Source organism: Embleya scabrispora DSM 41855 (assembly GCF_000372745.1).
Lineage (GTDB): Bacteria > Actinomycetota > Actinomycetes > Streptomycetales > Streptomycetaceae > Embleya > Embleya scabrispora.
On record NZ_KB889666.1, the window covers coordinates 126,078 to 144,932 of the forward strand.

An 18,855-nucleotide genomic window follows, 5' to 3' on the forward strand; every position below is an offset into this window, starting at 1 on the left:
ATGGCTGAGGTCACCGTCCCCGCCCTTACCGACCGATCCATGCGCCGGCTGTGGCGCAAGGTGGGCGTACGCATCATCCCGTTCATCGGAATCGCCTACGTCATGAGCTACATCGACCGCGCCAATCTCGGCTACATGGCCGCGCCCCTCAGCAAGGACCTGGGCATCTCCAGGTCACAGATGGGACTGGCCTCCGGATTGTTCTTCATCGGCTACGTCCTCGTCGAGGTGCCGAGCAACATGATGCTGCGCCGGTTCGGGGCACGGCGGTGGATCACTCGCATCCTCGTCACCTGGGGCGCGGTCACGATGGCGACGGCAGCGGTGCACAACGTCGGCCAGCTCTACGCCATGCGGATCCTTCTCGGCTTCGCCGAAGCAGGATTGGCCGCGGGCATCCTCCTGTACCTGACCGGCTGGTTTCCTCGCAAGTACCGGGCCTGGGCCCTGTCGGCGTTCTTCATGATGATTCCGCTCTCGGGCATCATCGGCTCGCCCCTGGCCGCCGCCCTCCTGTCCTGGGGGCAGAGTCTCACCGGACTGGCCGGATGGAGAGCGCTGTTCCTGGTCGAGGGGGCCATCACCCTCCTCGCCGGAATCCTCGTCTTCACGATGCTGCCCGACCGGCCCCGCGACGCCAAGTGGCTGACGACGGTCGAGAAGGAAGCCATCGAACGCCAACTCGCGCAGGAAACATCCGAGCAGGAAGCGCATGGCGCGCTGTCCAGCGTGCGCCAGAGCCTCACCAGCGCGCGGGTCTGGACGCTGGCGCTGGCCTTCTTCGCCATCGTCTTCGGCCTGTACCCGATCGCGTTCTTCCTCCCCACGATGATCTCCACATTGACCGGCAGCATCTCCGGCATGTCGAACGTCAGCAGTGTGCTGCTGGCCGGCATCCCGTCGGCGTTCGCGATCATCGCCATGACGCTCTGGCCCAAGGTCGCCTCAGGCATGTCGGCGGTGTCCTCCACCGTGATTCCCATGGGCGTCGGAGTCGTCGGCCTGGTGACAGCCACGTTCACGCACGACAACGTCATCTTCATCGCGTCGTTCTGCCTCAGCGTCTCCGGTATCTACACGGCCATGCCCCAGTTCTGGCGGCTGCCGCCGCTGTCTCTGACCGGCGCAGCCGCCGCTTCGGGCATCGCGGTGATCAACTCGGTGAGCAACATCAGCGGCTTCGTCGGCCCCTACTTCACCGGCTTCATCGCCGACACGACCGGCAGCTACACCTACGCTCTGCTGACTATCGCGCTCATCATGGTCGCAGGCGCGGCAATCCTCCTCACTGCCGGGCGCAAGGCGGAGCACGATGGGACGAGTCATCAGGTGCTCCAGCTGTCCGAAAAGGAGAAGATCGCATGATCGTGCCGGCGAATCCGGCATTGATCGTCGGTGACATGCAGAAGGGCATCCTGGCGAGCCATCCCTTCGCCCGGCAACCCGTTCCCGCTCTGTTGTCGCTGCTGCCCGCGGCGCGGGCCAACGGCTTGCTCGTGATCTTCGTGCGCACCCATCTGCGGCCCACGGGCGCCGATGTCTCGGCGAACAACCCGCTGTTCCAGCAGTTCCACCAGGCCGGAAACCTATTCCACGAAGGTGCGGAGGCCACCGAAATCGCCGCGGAGCTGGAGGCGCGGGCGGATGAAGCCGTCGTGGGCAAGCGGCGGACCAGCGCCTTCGCCGGCACTGACCTCGACCTGCTGCTGCGGGCCGGGCGCATCGACTCCCTCGTCCTGACCGGTGTCGCGACCAGCGCGATGGTGGCGGCAACCCTCATCGACGCACTCGACCTCGACTACCGGGTCACCGTCGTGAGCGACGCCTGCGCCGACGCCGAGCCGGACGTCCACGACTTCTTCATGGAGCGTGTCTTCCCTGCTCGGGGCGCCCAGGTAACGACCTCCCGGACCTGGATCGAGGACCACCGCCTGGAAGCCTGAGCATCTCGACGGCCCGGCGTGCGGTTGCGGTGCGGGTGGTGAAACCGGGTGTCGCACCGGCCAACGCGCGCCGACGACATGCCACATGTCGGCCGCGTCACCACGGCCGCGCTCGGCAAACGAGCTGCCCTGAGTCCCGGCACCAGTCCCGGAACCCGCGCTTCCCGGCCCGCGCGGACGCCGCCGTCGGGCCGCGGAGCGACGGCACCCGTTCAGGCCTCACTCGTCGATGGCCGTCAGCCTCGCTCGCCGGTACACGACGTGCTTTCCGTCCCGGCGGCGGTCGACCAGCCCAGCGCGGTAAAGGAGTTGCAGGTGGTGCGACGCGGTGGAGCGGGCCACCCGAAGCCGGCCGGCGACCTCGGCGGTCGTCGCGCCGGCGCCAAGTTCGGCGAGGATGAGCGCGCGGGTCTCCCCCATCACCTCGCCGAGCCCGGTCGCGGCCGGTTGTCGTCCCCGCTGGTCGCGTCCGGTCCGTCGATCGGGCTTGGCCGGGTAGTGGATGATGGGGCTGCGCCGGTCGGGGGATCCGGGTGGGTCGATGGCGAACCTCGTCCGGTGGAACCACGGCGAGGGTTGGATCACGATGTAGCGCTCGGCGATGCGGGCCCCACGAGGATGCGGATACCGCAGGCTGATGTCGATGCCGTCGCCGTTCCAGACCACGCACTGGTCGAGGCTGTCGATGGCGGCCTTGAGCCCTCCGGTGACCGCAACGCGTGCTCGGGCGGCGATGTCGGCCTCCAGGCGGTCGCGGATGCGTGGCCAGTCGGGGGCGATGACGGTGTGGAACAGCCGGGCAAGCTGATCGGCGGCGGCCTGGGTGAGCTGCCGTTCGCCCTGCTCCGTCGCCCGGGCGAGTTTGCCGGGTAACTTCCCGCCGCCGCTGATGATGTCGATCTCGTGCCGGACCCGGTCGGTGCCGGTGGTGGTGATGGTGTGCAACTCGTCGTCCAGGTCGCCGATGTGCGCGTTGGGGATCGGGCGCAGGAAGTCCGGACAGTAGCCGTGCGCGCCGGGGGCTCCGAGGGTGTTGAGCGTGCCGAATCCGGCACCGGTAAGCGCCTTGACGGCGCCTTCCCGGAACTTGCGTGGGACGCCTGCCGGATGCTCGTGCAGGGCCATGAGCAGGTCGACGGTGACGGTGACGGGCGAGATGGCGAAGTGGCTGTGCGCCAGTGCGTCCGCCGACAGATCGATGCGGATCATGACACCTCCTCCGGGCGATCGACGGATGGTGTGTCGATGGTTGTCGAATCGTTGGGCTTCGACGGGGCCTGGATTGCAGGATTTACCCGAGCGGGCTCACCCTGAAGGTGGCACGGCCGGCACCTACCGGTCGCGACGCGATTGTTCCGCTGGGAAGGGAAGGACAGACATGAACATTCGTCGATGGCTCGCGGGTGCCGTCATCGCCGCCGTCGCGGGCGTGGCCTTCGCCGGCGCCGTTTCGAGTGCGACGTCGACCGAGCACGGGTCCACCCGTCCGGTCGCCGCCACCGCCATCGAGTACGGCCTGTAGTCCGGCCGAGTCCACCCCACGGGGAACGGCTCGGCAACAGCCCGCACAGCCGAACCCGTTCGGCATCCGAAGGGGTTCGGCGACGGGCGGACCGGCGCGACCCGGCCCCCATGCCTCGGCGAGGAGTCGGACGGACTCACCACGCGATCCCGCGTCTCTTCCCCGTTCGCGAACGCCGACCGCCGCACACTCGGCCCCAGGGTCGCCGACCCGGGTGAGTCGCACCTCGGTTCGCCGGGCACGTAAGTCCACCCCGAACGCGTCCACTTCCACCCACACCCCCGTACCGTTCGCGCGTGCGTTCGACGCCACCGTACCGGCGCGCTCGGGAATCCGCCGACCTTTCGGTCGATCGCACTTTGGCCCGATCGAAGCCTCGGATCGACGATCGGGCCGATCCCGCACGACCGGCGCCCCCGCGCGGCGCCGGCGCCCGCGTCCGCAGACGGCCTCCACCCAGGCATGCGGCGCATTCGCACGGCCGGATCGATTCCGTCCGGCATTCCTACAGAAGGAGTACCGATCAATCATGTCCCGTAACCCGAGGATTCTCGGCGCACTGGCGCTCACCGTGGCTTGTTGCGCCACGATCGGCCTCACGGCGGGCACCGCCCAGGCGGAAATCTACGACAAGATAGGAAACATCAACGAGCACTGGCACTACACCGACTCGGACGGCAGGACGGGCGACTACCAGTTCAGCGCGGATAAATGGGACAACGGATATCAGCGCTACCAGCGGTCCACCGTGTATGTGAGCGGTCAGGACAAGGGCGCGGTCAGGGTCAATTGCCTCCGGGGCAACGGTGGCGGCCAGTGGTACGAGTCCACGATCTATTCGCGCAACGGTTTGAACCCCTCGCACTATGACTGCAGCGGCAACGGCACCTACAACCGCGGTTACCTGCAGGTGGCCCTCCAGTTGTACAAGGCGTGAGCCGTGCGTACATGAGTGGTCGCCCCGGCGTGCGTGGAGATGCGGGCGTACGCCGGGGCTCCCTATTCGGAAGGCGAGGGTGACAACGATGCCGGGCAAACGCATGGCTGTTTCGATGGCGGCGGCCGCGGGCGTCGCCGTGACGGTCGCGGCGGGCTTCACGTTCGTGCCGTCCGATGGTGGCGGGACCGACCGGACGGCCCAGGCCAAGGCCAACACCCGCCGGTTCGTGCTGATTCTGGCAGGTGCCGCCGATCATGCCGAGTCGCAGCGGTTCGACACGGAGGTTGCCGCTCGCACGGAAGCGTTGACATCCGAGTGCATGAGTTCACACGGCTTCCGGTACACGCCCAAGGACCCGCGCAGTGTGGTCGACACCGAGGACGCGACCGACTTCTCGAACCCGGACTACGCGCGCACACGCGGCTTCGGCATCTCGGTCTTCGCGCGTTTCGTCCCGGCCACGGCGGACGTCGAATATCAGCGGACGCTGTCGGCCGCTGTTCTCAAGACTTACGACGAACGTCTCGCGAAGTGCGCCGAAAACGCGCAGCGCACGACCGAGAAGGAATACGGCATCGCGGAGGCGAACTCGCAGTGGGACCGGTTGGACGGCGACGTCCGCCGTGACCCACGCTACCAATCGGCACTCCGGACCTGGCGAACCTGCGCGGCAGAGGCCGGACATCCGGCGGAATCCCGCCTCGCGCTCATCGAAACCCTGCGCAGGCAATACACCCCGATCATGGCCGGCGTTCGGACCGGCAGCACCGAGTTACCGCAGGATCAACTGGCGGCACTGGCCGCGCAGAACTCCGAATGGCGTACGTTCCATCAGATGGAAGTCGACGCCGCCACGGCGACTTTCCCCTGCTCGCAGGCCGCCGATCGAACCTATGTATCCGTCTTTCTCGAACATCTGAACCGAATCGCTTGAACCGAATCGCTTGAACCGAAGCGCCTGAACCGGAACGTTTGATACCGGCAACGCCGCCGCCGCGCCGACCCCCGGGTGCACGCCGATCTGCTGGACAGGGCATCTGTCACCACGCAGGCAACGCTGACCTGCTCCGATCGGCAAACGCCGGAGCCGGCCCCCAGGGCGGAGGCTGCCGTGTGTCGGTCGTCAGTTTGGCGTGGTCGGTTCGGGGTGCAAGCGGATGCCGAACGTGGTTTCCACGTCGGTCACCAGGCGGGCCAGTGTGTCGGCGAATGCGGTCGCGGTGGCGTTCTCCCGGGCGACGATGGTCAGTGCGCGGAGGGTCCAGCACCAGATGCCAGGGCCCAGGGGCGAGTCGGGTTGGGGTGATCTCGGTCGTGGCGGGTTCGGTCACCGGGCCGGTGACGCGCATGCCGGTGGTGGTGCAGAACGCGCCAGCGTTGACTCCGTGACCGAGCATCGAGTCCCCGACGAACGCCTGGTGCACCATCAGCACGCGGCCGGCCAACAGGCTGCGGGTGATCTCCGCGCCGCCGCGATCCGACACCCCGGGCCGATCACGGTGTGGTCACGGATCACCGCGCCGGCCCCGATCACGGCCCCGGCGCAGATCAGCACGGGACCCGCGATGGTGGCACCGGCCCCGATGCTCGCCCCGTCCTCGACGCGGACCGCTCCGGTCAGGCGCGCGTCGGGGTGGATGTCAGCGGTGTCGGCGGTGTCGGCGACGGTGGTGGTGACGTGGTCCAGGTCGGCGGCGATGGCCGGCTTGACGTCGAACACGGTGACGCAGCCGGCCGGCAGGTCGGCGGCGTAGCGGTGTGTGGTCCGGCGGGGGTCGATGAGACCGCGCGGCACCGCACTTCCCGGGCCGCGCCGGTCCGCCGGCTCGTCCCTTGCCCATATCGCACTGAGCAACCTTGACTTCGTTGCGTCCCGCACGCGTCGTGCGACGACGCAAGCGAGTCCCCCTTATCGCCCAAGGACCACCACGTTCCCATGGCCCAACCAATTGCCGGCTCGTTCGGTCCGACTTCGACGCAAACATCGTCCACCTGCGCGACACCACGACTTTCACCACGCGGGACGAATACGCGCCGGCCTACGCGACTGGTCAAGGCCCGTCGGTTCGAATAAACCGTCGCCCCGGTCGACGCTCGCGGCACCCATCCCAGCTTCACATTCCTGCGGTCACGTGCAGGACGCGGCCGCCGGCCGGGCCTACCTGAGGGCGTCACGGGCTGCGGTTCGATCGTCCGGAAGTGAGAGCACCGGAGGCGCATGACGTGCAATTCAGGTTGAGTGCCCGGGAATTCACGTCGCGTTTCCGTTTTCGGATACGGCCGGGAAATGCCTTGAGGTGTCTAATTCGAGGTGCAACCCGGGACCTTCCCCGGCTGCACCACCGAAAGGTGATCGTGTGGAACTCCTGACACCACCCCTAACCCTGGACTACCAGCCGAGCCGGTTGCACGGCTGGTTCGATCCGGAGAAACCCGAGACCATCGGCGGGCACACCGGCACCCGAGACTTCACTCTTGGCAACCGCTCTTACCGCATCGGTCTGCTTCCCTTCGATCAGGCGGCAGATATCGCGCCGAACCCGGTGTACGAAAAAGTCCCGACCGACCCCACGTTGCGGTTCCGCTCGACCTTGGAATCCGCGTTCGGCGCACACTACACATTCCGCTACGGGCAACGCCCTCCGAGCGGCACCGAGTTCCGGGTCCAGTCCTACAGCGTGTCCGTGTCCGAGCAGACCGAGGCGGAACCATTCCGTTTCGGCGCGGACCTGTACGTCGAGTACGACCCCGATCCGCGATCCGTGGGACACCATGGCGACGGCACCATGCGCTGGCTCCAGATCAGCCGGTCGGTGGGCAGCCTCGGTGGTCCGCCCCGACCTGGCGGCGACCCCGGCGGCAGTGACTCCGGGCCGTGCATGGACGGTACCGGACCCGGCAATCCCTTCTACCGCTTCGGCGGTACCACCTCGGTCCGCGGCAGGAGGGTCGGCACCTTCACCTACGGCATCCGGGTGCCGTACCTGCGGCTCCCCGACGAGGGCGAACCGCCCCCGCTCTCGTTCCATTTCATGGCCGAGGCATTCCTCGCACAGGACACCGGCGCCAAGGGCGCGGCCGGACGCGAAATCGTCAGGATCTTCGGCGGTGTCAAGTACGGCTGGCAACTGCGCGAAACCGGTGGGGGCCGGTCGTGACCGGGATCCGGCGTCGCGCCATCCTGCGCGGCGGCGTCCTGGGCCTGACCACGTTGGCCGCAGGAGCCGCCGCCGGACTCGGAGCCGCGCCCGCCGGCGCACTGACGCGCATGAGTTCGCGGAACTCGGCCGAGCGTCATCTGGTCGTCGACTATCGACCCAGCCGGCCCACCGGACTGCCCATGATCCCCGGGCAGTCCCTGGGACAGACCCTCGGCGGGCACACCGTGTCCAGGGACTTCACATACAACGACAGGCCGCACCGCGTCGCCCTGCTGGGCTTCGACCGGCCCGGCGACCTGCCCGACCCGATCTACGAAGAGGTGCCCGCCGACCCGGAGCTGCGCTTCCGGGAGACCCTCGAAACCGCGTACGGCGCCTACTACTCGTTCCGGTACCAGGGCAAGTTCGGCGGCCGTGACCAGTTCCGGGTCCAGTCGTACGGCGTGGTCGTCCGGGAGCCGACCGCGAGCGAACCGGCGACGTCCTTCGGCGGCGGGATGTATGTCGTGTACGAACCGGATCGCCGCCGAGGCGATCCGGCCCTCGACGACGCACTGCACTGGATCCAGGTCGCCGCGTTCCTCGGTTCGCCGAACCGGCCCGCGGAGGTCGACGCCGGCCCCGCGCACCCCTTCTACAGCTACGGCGGCCTGTCGGCGATCAACGGCAACGAGGTGTTCAACTTTCACGACATGCCACAGATCGGAGTCATGGGCCTCGGGACCGTGAACACCCGTTTCCTGGGCGAGGCTTTCCTGGCCCGCGACGCCGGCCGCAGGGATGCGAAGGGCCGAACGATCGTCGACGTCTTCGGCGGCATCAAGTACGGCTGGCACGCCCGCGAACTCCCCGCGTAAGCCTCGGTCCACCCCCGCCCTGGGCCCGCTCGGCGGACGCCGTGTCCAGCGGCGATCGTGGCCCCTTCCGACATCGAGCGCCCGATGGCCGCCGTGAGCAGCGCACGGCCGCCACTCCCCCCAACCCTTTCGAACGACGTCCGTAGCCGCCGACGACGCGGCCACGGGTGAGGAGATGACATGCGCACCAAAACAGCACCCGCGATCGGTTTGCTGCTCATGCTCGGAGTGACGGCAGGCTGCGGCGGCGGAGGCGGCGACGATCCCAAGGTCGCCTCGGCGGGAAGTCCGACCGCGACCGCCTCGTCCAACCAGGGGCAGAGCAAGGATAAGGGCAACGAGAAGGACAGCCTGCTCCGATTCGCCAAGTGCATGCGCGAGAACGGCGTCCCGAACTTTCCCGACCCGGAGTTCCAGAACGGGGGCGGCGTGTCCCTGAACCTGCCCGAGGGCACCGATCAAAAAGCCGTCGAGGCGGCGCAGCGACAGTGCAAGTCGTTCATGCCCAACGGCGGCGAGAACCAAAAGGTCGACCCGAAGGTCACCGAGGAACTGCGCAAATATTCCAAGTGCATGCGCGACAACGGCGTCCCGCGGTTCCCCGACCCGGGATCCGAAGGCGGCCTCCAGATCAACAACGACCAACTCGGAATGGCCGTCGACGATCCCAAGTACAAGGCGGCGGAGCAGACCTGCTCGCAACACATGCCCAAGCCGCCCGGAGGCGGCCAGGGCACGCAGACCAACAACGCCGGGGGCGGCGCGTGAGCCGGCAGCGCAAGGGGTACGCCGGCCGCGTCGTCGGCGGTGTCGCGACGGTCGTGGTCGCCGGTGTGGCCGCTGCCGCCACGGCCGGCATCGGGCTCCCTGGAAAGGACGACGCCAAGCCGCCGCGCAGCACGCTGCCACCCGCGACCGGCACCGTGACCAGGCAGACGCTCGTCGAAACCACGTCCAAAACCGGGGAACTCGACTATGGCGAGACCACGACGATCAACGGTGGCAAGCTGACCGGCACGCTGACATCGCTCGCCGCTCCTGGCTCCACCGTCTCGCGCGGGAAGCCGCTGTACAAGCTCGACAACCGCCCCGTGGTGCTGCTGTACGGGGCTCTTCCCGCGTATCGCGACCTCGCTGTGGACACCGAGGGCGCCGATGTGGAGCAGTTCGAGCAGAATCTCAAGGAACTGGGCTATGGCGGGTTCACCGTCGACAAGAAGTACAACGAGGCCACCGCGACCGCCGTCAGGAAGTGGCAGAAGGCCAACGGACTGGACCAGACGGGCACCGTCGAGCTCGGTCGTGTCCACTACGCTTTGGGCGAGTTGCGGGTGGAAACCGACAAGGCCGCCCTCGGCGACGCCGCCCAGCCGGGCCAGGCGGTACTGACCTACACCGGCGTCCGGCGCGGAATCAGCGTCGCCTTGGAGATGTCGAACGCGCGACTGGCGAAGACCGACACCCCGGTCACCGTCAGGCTTCCCGACGGCAAGACCGTCCCCGGCAAGGTCGTCAAGTCGGTGACGTACATCGACCCCGGCAAGGACGGCGGTGGCGGCGCGGCGACGCCGACGACCAAGCTCAAGGTCACCGTCGCGCTCGACGACGAGAAGCTTGTGGCCGGACTCGACGAGGCATCCGTCGACGTCGCGTTCACCGCGTCGCACCGCGAGAATGTACTGACCGTGCCTGCCGCCGCTCTCCTCGCGCTCGCCGAAGGCGGGTACGGCGTGCAGGTCGTCGAGGGCGGCGCGGCTCGTGTCGTCGCCGTGGAGACCGGCATGTTCGCCAACGGCCGCGTGGAGGTCTCCGGCAACACACTCACCGAGGGCACGGTTGTGGGGATGCCCTCGTGAGCGCGCACCCCAAGACCGTCCCTCTCGAACTCGTCCCCCCGTACGAGCAGTCCCGGCCCGGAGGCACTCTGGTCGAACTCACCGACGTCCGCAAGGAATACCCCGGTGGCGTTGTCGCCCTGAACGGTGTGAGCCTGTCCATCGGGTACGGCGAACTCGTCGGCATAGTCGGCCCGTCCGGCTCCGGCAAGTCCACGATGTTGAACCTGATCGGCACCCTCGACGGGCCGTCCCAAGGAACGGTGCGCATCGACGGTCACGACATCGCAAAACTGTCCGATCGCCGGCTGTCCGCGCTGCGCGCCCACAGGATCGGCTTCGTCTTCCAGCAGTTCCACCTGGCGCCCGGACGTACCGTGCTCGACAACGTCGCCGACGGACTGTTGTACGCGGGCGTCGCCGTGCGCGACCGCCGCCGGCGCGCGGAGACGGCGCTGGCCCGAGTCGGTCTCGCCGATCGCCTCGATCACCGCTCCCACGAACTGTCCGGTGGGCAACGTCAACGCGTCGCCATCGCCCGCGCGGTCGCCGGCGAGCCGGTCCTGCTGCTCGCGGACGAGCCCACCGGCAACCTCGACACCGTCGCGGGGCAGGGCGTGATGGCGCTGCTGCGCGAACTCCATGCCGCCGGAACCACGGTGGTCGTCATCACGCACGACCGTGAGATCGCCGCGTCGCTGCCCCGGCAGGTCGCCATGCGCGACGGAAAGGCGGAGTGAGGTGAGGACGGAAAGGCGGAACGAGTCGAGCACGGTCCACTCCTCGGCACGTCTGCGCCCGCGCGACGTCGTCGCCGTCGGAGGCGTCGGACTGCGCACACGGCCGATGCGTGTGTTCCTGTCCGCACTCGGCATCGCCATCGGCATCGCGGCAATGACCGCGGTGGCGGGCATCTCGTCGTCGAGCCGGGCCGAACTCGACGACCGGTTGGCCGCGCTCGGCACGAACATGTTGACCGTGGCACCGGGCAACGCCCTCGGCGGCGACACGGCGACGTTGCCCCCGGAAGCGCCCGCGATGATCGCTCGGGTCGGACCCGTACAGAAAGTCGCGGCGACCGGAACAGTCAAAAACGCGAAAATCTACCGCAACGACCGCATTCCGGCCGCCGAGAGCGGCGGCATGGTCGTCCAAGCCACGCATCCCAAACTGTTGGAGACCGTCGGCGCCCGCATCGTCGACGGTGTGTGGTTCAACGCGGCCACCGAGCGCTATCCGACCGTCGTGCTCGGCGACTCGGCGGCTCGACGTCTGGGCATCGGCAAGGCGGGACCGGAGATCCGCGTCTACCTCGGGAACACCTGGTTCACCGTGATCGGAATCCTGGACCCCGTACCACTGGCACCGGAGTTGGACGCGGCCGCTCTCGTCGGCTGGACCGGGGCCGCCACCTATTTGGGCTTCGACGGGCACCCGACCACCGTGTACACCCGTTCCCCCGACGAGAGCGTCGAGACGGTACGCAGCGTGCTCGCACAGACCGCGAACCCGGAACACCCCAACGAGGTCAAGGTCTCCCGGCCCTCCGACGCGCTCGCCGCGCGGCAGGCCACCGACAAGGCGTTCACCGGCCTGCTCCTCGGCCTCGGCGCGGTCGCGCTGTTGGTCGGCGGGGTCGGCGTGGCCAACACCATGGTCATCACGGTCCTCGAACGCCGCGGCGAGATCGGTCTGCGCCGCTCGCTGGGCGCGACTCGCGGCCAGATCCGTACCCAGTTCCTCGTCGAATCCCTGATGCTGTCGGCGCTCGGCGGGCTCGCCGGGATCACCCTCGGCATGGGCGTGACCACCGTATACGCGAGCACCCAGAACTGGGAGGCGGTCATCCCCGCGTGGGCGACGGTCGGCGGGCTGGGCGCGACCCTGGTGATCGGCGCGACCGCCGGCTTGTACCCGGCCGTTCGAGCTTCCCGGCTGCCACCGACCGAGGCGCTGGCCGCGCCGTGACCGGAGGGCGCCGCGAGCATTCGTACCTGCTCGCGGCGCCCTCCGCCCCCGCGTTTCCGGCCGTCGCGCCTGTCCACGTCGAACCGCCGATCCGACTGTGCCGGTCATCGTGCCGGTCATCGTGCGGGTCAGCCGCACGGAACGGCCGCGATCCCCTACGGCGCCCGCCGATTCCACGCCGGACTCGCCGCGGGCTCAAGGACATTCGCCGGCCTCCGGCACCCAATTTTCGACTTCTCCGACCCCCGAACCACAGGTCACTCGCGCCGCTGACACCGCCGACAAACCGACAGCCACGTCAAACCCACAACAGCAACAGAACGCAGCCGGGGTCTTCAGAGGATCCGGTATCCGATTCCCGGGTCGTTCAGCACGACGGGTGGGGAGCCGAGCTTGCGTCGGAGCTTGAGCACGGCGATCCGAACCGCGTTGGTGAAGGGATCGGCGTGTTCGTCCCAGGCCTTCTCCAGGAGTCGCTCCGCGGAGACTGCGGCGCCGTCGGCGCGCAAGAGTTCGGCCAACACCGCGAACTCCTTGCGGGACAGGGGGACGTAGCGCCCGTCTCGGTGGACTTCGCGCCGGTACGGGTCGAGGCGGATCCCCGCGCGTTGCAGGATCGGCGGCGAGGTCGTCCGACCACGCCGGCCCAGCGCCAACACCCGCGCGGCCAGTTCGGGGAACGCAAACGGCTTGGGCAGGTAGTCGTCGGCGCCCAGCGCGAGTCCGGCAACCCGGTCGTCGATCTCCGTCGCCGCGGTGAGCATCAACACCCGCGCCGACGACTCGTTCGCGACGAGCACGCGACATATGTCGTCGCCGTGTACGAGCGGCAGGTCGCGGTCCAGGACGACGACGTCGTAGTCGTTGACGTCGATCCGTTCCAGGGCGGCGGCACCGTCGCGTGCCACGTCCACCGAGTGTGCGTCGCCACGCAGCCACTTGGCCACGGCGTCGGCGAGCAGGGGTTCGTCCTCGACCACCAGGATGCGCATCCTCCTTGTGTACCCGAGGCGGCATGTCCTCGGCGTTAACACTTTCGGAAACGTCCGGGGCGGCGAACGCACCGACGCGTTCCGGGGCGGAGTCGTCCTGTGCGATGCGGCCTTGCGGATGCTCCGTCGCTCGGTCGGCCTCCACCAGCAGTGAATGTCCCCGGCCGGCGGCATGGCGAGCCGCGGCCGGGGACGCCCGTGACGGTGGCGACGGCGTGCGCGTCGGGCCGGGTTCCGCCGGCTACGGGGCGGCTTTGAGGTGGACGGTGACCACCAGGCCGCCGCCGTCGCGCGGTTCGGCCCGGACGTCGCCGCCATGTGCGTGGGCGACGGCTCGGACGATCGAGAGGCCGAGGCCGGCTCCCGGGGACGTGAAGAGCCGGTCGGCAGAGAGCCGGCGGAAGGGTTCGAAGATGCTCGGGATGTCATAGGGAGCCACCACCGGACCGGTGTTGGCGACCTCGAGCACGACGCGGCCGTCCGGGCCCGTTCCGCTGGTGATTCGTACCCAGCCGTCCTCGGACACGTTGTGTCGTATGCCGTTGTCCACGAGATTTTGGACAAGCCGTTCGAGGAGGACCGGGTTTCCGGTGGTTGGTGCCTCGCCCGGCTCGGCGAGGACGGTGATGTTCCCGGCGGGGGTCTGGGTGGCCACGTGGTCGACGATGTCCGCGAGGTCGACGAACGAGTTTTCGGCGACCTCGCGTTCGGATCGAGCGAGGAGCAGGAGGCCGTCGATCAGACGTTCGTGGCGACCGTTGATCTCCAGAAGCGTCCCGCCGAGCTGGCGTACCTCGGGTGAGGCACCTCCTTCGCGTACCGCGACTTCGATCAGGGCCCGATTGAGGCTGAGTGGAGTGCGCAACTCGTGTGAGGCGTTCGCGATGAAGCGTCGCTGACCATCGAACGCGTGATCGAGGCGGGTCAGCATCACGTCGAAGATGTCAGCCAGTTGCTTGAGTTCGTCGTTCGGCCCCTGCAGATCGATGCGTTCGTGCAACCCGCGATCGGCAACCGGGGCCTCGGCGATTCGTCGGGCGGTCTCGGTGATCCGGCTCAGGGGTTGGAGGAGGCGGCCCGCGATCAACCAGCCGCCGCCGATCGCGACGGCGCCGACCGCGGCCAACGCGATGCCACCCTGGGTGATCACAGATCCGAGTACATCCCGCTGGGCGTCCCCGACAGCCTGATCCACTGCTCTTTCCGGTGGGTTGAAGGTGGTGGCGGCACCGTCGGGGCCGCCTGTGCCCGAGATTTGCGTCGAAGGGCCACCCGGGTCGAGTTGCTGGGTGACCAGGGCATATGTCAACCCGAGCAGCAGAACGCCGGCGAGCACGAGAAGCACGCCGAATACCAAGGTCAGCCGCGCGCGGATGGTCAGCTTGGACGGCGCGGTGTGTGTCATCGCCGGTCCCTCGTTCCCAAGGCGTTTCGACGCCGGGAATGGCCCACCCGGCCCACGCGGCCGTTCGGCCGCAGTGTGGGCAGGCAGCGATTCGTTCTCGATCACCGGGATGCGCATCCCCCCATGCTCCCCGCACGAGCATGTCCTCGGCGTTAATGCTTCCGGACATCCGCCGCGCCAGGTCCCGGCGGCTTCGATTCGACACAGCGGTCTGCAAGCGTCCGGCCGCCGCAACCGTCGAGCACGCAAGCCTGGCATGCCTTGGACACCCGATGTCCACATCGAAAACACGCAGGTCACAGCGGTCCGTGGCACGCGATGCGTTGAGCTTGCTCCGCTTTGACCGGACACCGTCGTTGTGGTCAGGCCGCTCTACCTTCGTGAGCGGGTTGATCGAGCCATTCGTTGGGTTGGGTCGCCCACGGGTGCCGGGCGTGGCTATCAGGCCGCTGCCGCCTTGTGGCTGCACTCGCTTCGCCACCCGGCACCCCACGACGACTCGGCCGCCGATTAGGAAGTGCGAACAAGTCGCCGAGTAGAGCAATGCCGGCGAGGTCGTCCGTGGCATGAACCGTACGAACACGCACTTGGGGAGCGCGATGGTCCGGATATGGGTGGGGATCGACAGTGGCAAGGGCCACCACCACGGCCTCGTGGTGGCCGGCGACGGCAGGACGCTGCTGTCGCGGCGGGTCGCCAACGACGAGCCCGAGTTGTTGAAGCGGGTCGGCGACGTCCTGGCGCTGGCCGACGGTGACGAGGCGGCCTGGGCGATCGACATGACCGGCGGCGAACCCGTCCTGCTGCTGGCCCTGTTGGTCAACCACGGCCAGGACATCCTCTACATGCGGATGGCCACGATCTCCGAACGCTTTCCCGGAACTCCTCGTTCGAGAACACGGACCCGAGTCGGTCGCGGATCCGCATCGCGAGACACCCCTTCGGGAACACGGTGCTGTGCACGCTGAGGGTGGTGCTGTGAGCGGTGAGGGTGGTGGTGTCGGGTCGCTCTCCCGGGCCCGGCGGGTACACCGGGTGCCGGGTCGACGTCGAGTACTCGGTAGGCGAGTGTCAGACGGGGATCCTCACATCGCTCGCGAACGCGCAACGCGGATCGGGACAGGGTGACGTCCAGCCGTTCGCAGCCCGCCTCGCGCCACGGGAGTCGCCAGCGTTCGACGCCGCCCGAACGATCGAAGCCGCGGATGCCGTCCTCTGCCGCGACGGTGGCCACATCACCGTGCACGGCCGCCAGGTTCGGGCCGTCCGGTCGGCCGACCGTGTGGTGCCACAACAGGCGACCGGTCGCCATCTCGTAGGCGGCCGCCTCCTCGCACGTGGTCGGGCTCTCGAACGGCTTGCCGAACACGATCACGCCAACCCCGTCGCTGGTGGCCGTACTTCCGTTCGACGCGTGGCACGGGACCAGATCGGGTGCCGGCGGTGCGGCGATCCACAACTGCCGTCCGGTCTTCGCCTCGTACCCGCGCACTCCCGCAGCATCGATCCGCACGATCACGTTGTCGTCGCTCCACACTCCCCACAAACGCGTGTCCACGCTCTTGTCGACGTTGTACGCGGTCCAGACCCGGCGCCGGTCGCCCGCCGCGATCACTCCCGCGACGCGCGCACCGGACGGCTTGCCTGCTTGGGCACCCGTGCGCGGCTGCGACCGATCCTCGTTGTCCGGCCTGATCAGCCACATGCCGGCCAGCACGCACAGGATCAACGCGACCACGCCGAAGGCGAGCACACCGGAACGCGATATCCGGGCGGCCCGCTTCTCGTCCGAACCCTCGCGTACCGCGAGTCGCAGGGTACGCGCAGGCGGGGACGGGGCCGACGTGTCGCGATCGTCCGCAACTAGTGTCACCCGCTCGTCGATGGGGGCACCGCGTCCGCGCCGCCGTTCGACCGCGGTGGCTTCCCCAACCGCGATTGCGCGGCGCGCGCTGCGGCGATGACCTCCCTCGGCGTCGGACGCCGGCCGGGATCCTTGGCGAGACAGGACGCCACGAGATCCCGCAGGAGTACCGGAACACCGGTCACGTCCGGTTCCTGATGTACCGTCCGGAACACCACCGCGGCCTGCTGCCCGTCCCCGAACGGTTCGCGGCCGGTGGCGGCGAACAGCAACACGCCGCCCAGCGCGAAAACGTCACCGGGCGCGCCCACCGGCTCGTCCCCGGTCAACTGCTCGGGCGAGATATACCCCAGGGTGCCCAACGCGGCGCCGGTGCGAGTGAGTTCGTCGTCGTCGGCCGCGCGCGCGATCCCGAAGTCGATCACCCGTGGACCGTCGTCGGCCATCAGTACATTCGACGGCTTGAGGTCACGGTGCACGATGCCGGCGGCGTGGATGACGATCAACGCCTCGCCGAGCGCGGCGGCCAGGGTACACAGCCGCCCGATCGGCAGCGGTCCGTCTCGGCGCACGGACGCGCCCAGGGCCGGCCCATCGACGAACTGCGTCGCCAACCAGGGTGTTTCGGCATCGGGACCGGAGTCGACGAGTGGCACGGTGAAGTAACTGAGGACCTGCTCCGCCGCGTTCACCTCGCGCCGGAAGCGGGTGCGGAAATTAGGGTCCGCCGCGAACTCGGCGTGCACGGCCTTGACCGCGACCCGGTGGCCCTCGTCGTCCTCGGCAAGGAACACGCGCCCCATGCCGCCGTGTCCGAGCCGGGCCACCAGCCGATACCCACCGATCCTTTCGGGATCGCCGGGCTCCAACGGCTGCGCACCGTCGCGCGTCATGGTCGCTCCTCACATCGCCGCACGAGGCGCCTACCCCTGCGGTTTCCACATCGTGACCACTCCCGGGTCCGCTCTCCGCCCGGTGACCAACATCAGATTGTTCCCCGCCAGTCGGGCCGCGGCGTAGTTGTAGGAGGCCAGGGAACCGCCTTCGAGCAGCGTGCCCGCAGGGCGGGGCGCGCCGTCTGCCAGGGCGTACCGGGTCAGCCCGCGAGGCTCGTCCGCGGCGAGTGCCAGGACACCTTGGTCGTCGACACCCAACACGAACGTCATGCCGCCCTCGGGCCTGCTCCGATGCCAGCGCACCCGCCCGGTGTCGGCGTCGATCGCGGCGATCCCCCTCGGCATGTTCCAGCCGCCCTCGGTGACCAGGACCACGACGGTGTTCTTCCAGCCGAAAACGGCCGGGGCGAGCTGGAGGCTGTTGCGCTTGTCGGGCGCCAGCGCGCCGAAGTCCTGGGAGGTCTGCAGGCGCGGGCCGGGCCTGCCGTTCGTGTCGAACACGACGAGCGGTCCCGGATCGCCGCCGGGTCCGGGAAGGCTCACGGTCACCGGTTCCGCGATCTCGATCCGGGCGATCGGTACCCCGCCGGGCAGCGAACTGGTCCAGCGCACACGGCCGTCCGCGACGTTCACCGAACGGATAGTCCGTGCCCGGGCAGTGTCCTTCTTGTCGCGGGGGCCGCACGTCACACCCTCGGCCACGGTGGACGGCCCCACGACCGCGGTCTGCAGCGAGCAGCCCTCCGCCGCGAGGTCGTGCTCCCATTCGAAAGCGCCGTCGCGCAAGCTCCAGGCCGTCAGCACGTCTCCGGAGCGCAGGACGACCCGGTCGTGGCTGACGCCGACCGGCTGCGCCGAGGCATCGTTTTCGAAGTGGTCCTTGTTGCGGCCCGGGCGGGGCTTGTCCCACAACGCTTCGCCGGTCGAGATGTCCACGGCGACCACGCGATCGCATGTGGGTATCCTGTCCACGATCGCGCCGAAGATCACGATCCCGATGTCGCCGTCGAGGTCGCGCGCCGCCTGGCAGGGGTACATGCCCGCCCTCGGCGGGCGCAGTGTCCACAACCGGCGGCCCGTGTCCGCGCGCGTGTGATGGGCAGCCTGTTCCAGCTGATCCGCGAAGCGGCCGGCAGGAATCGGGGGCCGCAGAGCAACCACCTCCACTCGGTACGGCACCCCAACCCACACGGCGGACCGGGCACGGCCAACTCCCGGGCATGCATGGGAGGTTGCAGGACGCTGCCCTGCAGGACGTCGTCTCCCCCGACACCGGAAACACGTTCCGGGGGTTCGAGGGCGTCCAGGAGCGGACGGTCGGCCGCGTCGGTGCGGTTCATCAGGTGGGCGGACGGCAGGCCGAACGCGGTGAGCAGCGCGGCCCGCAGCCGGGGCAGGGCCGGCTTCACCACCACGAGCGCGCGGCGTACCGGGACGCGGAACGGCAGCAGGCGCAGTTGCCTGGTGGAGCG

Annotated in this window: 18 protein-coding genes and 1 pseudogene; 12 read left to right on the forward strand and 7 right to left on the reverse strand. The window is 68.8% G+C overall.

The annotated features are described in order from the left end of the window. Positions 1 to 1,365, forward strand: a complete 1,365-nt coding sequence (locus A3IC_RS55590; protein WP_052173658.1) for an MFS transporter — start codon at positions 1 to 3, stop codon at positions 1,363 to 1,365. Further along, positions 1,362 to 1,943: a cysteine hydrolase family protein gene (locus A3IC_RS0120760; RefSeq protein ID WP_020551974.1), complete on the forward strand. Its 582-nt coding sequence runs from the start codon at positions 1,362 to 1,364 to the stop codon at positions 1,941 to 1,943. The genes A3IC_RS55590 and A3IC_RS0120760 overlap by 4 nt, the downstream gene beginning before the upstream one ends. A 219-nt stretch (positions 1,944 to 2,162) precedes the next feature. On the opposite strand, the gene A3IC_RS0120765 is transcribed toward A3IC_RS0120760, so the two are convergent. Further along, positions 2,163 to 3,152, reverse strand: coding sequence for an ArsR/SmtB family transcription factor (locus A3IC_RS0120765; protein ID WP_020551975.1), 990 nt, complete (start codon positions 3,150 to 3,152; stop codon positions 2,163 to 2,165). Between the two features lie 169 nt (positions 3,153 to 3,321). Here A3IC_RS0120765 and A3IC_RS68805 point away from each other — a divergent pair, with 169 nt between their 5' ends. The 3 genes from A3IC_RS68805 (at position 3,322) to A3IC_RS0120780 (ending at position 5,339) form a co-directional block, all read left to right on the forward strand. After that, positions 3,322 to 3,465 (forward strand): hypothetical protein, encoded by a 144-nt coding sequence (locus tag A3IC_RS68805; protein ID WP_020551976.1) that lies wholly within the window; start codon positions 3,322 to 3,324, stop codon positions 3,463 to 3,465. A gap of 529 nt (positions 3,466 to 3,994) precedes the next feature. After that, positions 3,995 to 4,402 (forward strand): hypothetical protein, encoded by a 408-nt coding sequence (locus A3IC_RS66800; protein ID WP_020551977.1) that lies wholly within the window; start codon positions 3,995 to 3,997, stop codon positions 4,400 to 4,402. An 88-nt stretch (positions 4,403 to 4,490) separates the two neighbouring features. Further along, positions 4,491 to 5,339, forward strand: coding sequence for a hypothetical protein (locus A3IC_RS0120780; RefSeq protein ID WP_158696032.1), 849 nt, complete (start codon positions 4,491 to 4,493; stop codon positions 5,337 to 5,339). Positions 5,340 to 5,831: 492 nt separating this feature from the next. Here the strand turns inward: A3IC_RS0120780 and A3IC_RS0120785 are convergent, their stop codons facing one another. Continuing rightward, the gene (locus tag A3IC_RS0120785) at positions 5,832 to 6,200 is read right to left on the reverse strand and encodes an LbetaH domain-containing protein (RefSeq protein ID WP_020551979.1); all 369 of its coding nucleotides are present in this window, start codon (positions 6,198 to 6,200) and stop codon (positions 5,832 to 5,834) included. Positions 6,201 to 6,762: 562 nt separating this feature from the next. On the opposite strand from A3IC_RS0120785, the gene A3IC_RS0120790 reads away from it, so the two are divergent. The 6 genes from A3IC_RS0120790 (at position 6,763) to A3IC_RS0120815 (ending at position 12,226) form a co-directional block, all read left to right on the forward strand. Then, the gene (locus A3IC_RS0120790; RefSeq protein ID WP_020551980.1) at positions 6,763 to 7,563 is read left to right on the forward strand and encodes a hypothetical protein; all 801 of its coding nucleotides are present in this window, start codon (positions 6,763 to 6,765) and stop codon (positions 7,561 to 7,563) included. Next, the gene (locus A3IC_RS0120795; protein ID WP_020551981.1) at positions 7,560 to 8,423 is read left to right on the forward strand and encodes a hypothetical protein; all 864 of its coding nucleotides are present in this window, start codon (positions 7,560 to 7,562) and stop codon (positions 8,421 to 8,423) included. Before A3IC_RS0120790 ends, A3IC_RS0120795 begins: the two co-directional genes overlap by 4 nt. Before the next feature lie 180 nt (positions 8,424 to 8,603). Then, on the forward strand, positions 8,604 to 9,191 hold the full coding sequence (locus A3IC_RS55595; RefSeq protein ID WP_020551982.1) for a hypothetical protein: 588 nt from the start codon (positions 8,604 to 8,606) through the stop codon (positions 9,189 to 9,191). Next, positions 9,188 to 10,279 (forward strand): peptidoglycan-binding protein, encoded by a 1,092-nt coding sequence (locus tag A3IC_RS0120805; protein ID WP_020551983.1) that lies wholly within the window; start codon positions 9,188 to 9,190, stop codon positions 10,277 to 10,279. The genes A3IC_RS55595 and A3IC_RS0120805 overlap by 4 nt, the downstream gene beginning before the upstream one ends. 68 nt (positions 10,280 to 10,347) lie before the next feature. Beyond that, positions 10,348 to 10,998, forward strand: coding sequence for an ABC transporter ATP-binding protein (locus A3IC_RS0120810; protein ID WP_026218518.1), 651 nt, complete (start codon positions 10,348 to 10,350; stop codon positions 10,996 to 10,998). A 106-nt stretch (positions 10,999 to 11,104) separates the two neighbouring features. Next, positions 11,105 to 12,226, forward strand: a complete 1,122-nt coding sequence (locus tag A3IC_RS0120815) for an ABC transporter permease (protein ID WP_020551985.1) — start codon at positions 11,105 to 11,107, stop codon at positions 12,224 to 12,226. A 335-nt stretch (positions 12,227 to 12,561) separates the two neighbouring features. Here A3IC_RS0120815 and A3IC_RS0120820 read toward each other — a convergent pair whose 3' ends face one another. After that, positions 12,562 to 13,218: a response regulator transcription factor gene (locus tag A3IC_RS0120820; RefSeq protein WP_020551986.1), complete on the reverse strand. Its 657-nt coding sequence runs from the start codon at positions 13,216 to 13,218 to the stop codon at positions 12,562 to 12,564. A gap of 241 nt (positions 13,219 to 13,459) precedes the next feature. After that, positions 13,460 to 14,881, reverse strand: coding sequence for a sensor histidine kinase (locus tag A3IC_RS0120825; RefSeq protein ID WP_245599364.1), 1,422 nt, complete (start codon positions 14,879 to 14,881; stop codon positions 13,460 to 13,462). 341 nt (positions 14,882 to 15,222) lie between these two features. On the opposite strand from A3IC_RS0120825, the pseudogene A3IC_RS65090 reads away from it, so the two are divergent. Beyond that, positions 15,223 to 15,471: pseudogene (locus A3IC_RS65090) on the forward strand (IS110 family transposase); the annotation flags it as partial. Here A3IC_RS65090 and A3IC_RS68815 read toward each other — a convergent pair. Genes A3IC_RS68815 through A3IC_RS65095 form a run of 3 tightly spaced genes read right to left on the reverse strand, consistent with a single transcriptional unit; the run spans position 15,465 to position 18,544 of the window. Continuing rightward, a complete protein-coding gene (locus A3IC_RS68815; RefSeq protein WP_158696033.1) occupies positions 15,465 to 16,496 on the reverse strand; it encodes a PQQ-binding-like beta-propeller repeat protein in 1,032 nt (343 codons plus the stop codon). The pseudogene A3IC_RS65090 and the gene A3IC_RS68815 overlap by 7 nt on opposite strands. After that, the gene (locus tag A3IC_RS0120835; protein WP_020551990.1) at positions 16,493 to 17,380 is read right to left on the reverse strand and encodes a serine/threonine-protein kinase; all 888 of its coding nucleotides are present in this window, start codon (positions 17,378 to 17,380) and stop codon (positions 16,493 to 16,495) included. The genes A3IC_RS68815 and A3IC_RS0120835 overlap by 4 nt, the downstream gene beginning before the upstream one ends. A gap of 30 nt (positions 17,381 to 17,410) precedes the next feature. Further along, positions 17,411 to 18,544, reverse strand: a complete 1,134-nt coding sequence (locus tag A3IC_RS65095; RefSeq protein WP_158696034.1) for an outer membrane protein assembly factor BamB family protein — start codon at positions 18,542 to 18,544, stop codon at positions 17,411 to 17,413. Positions 18,545 to 18,855: the final 311 nt, after the last annotated feature.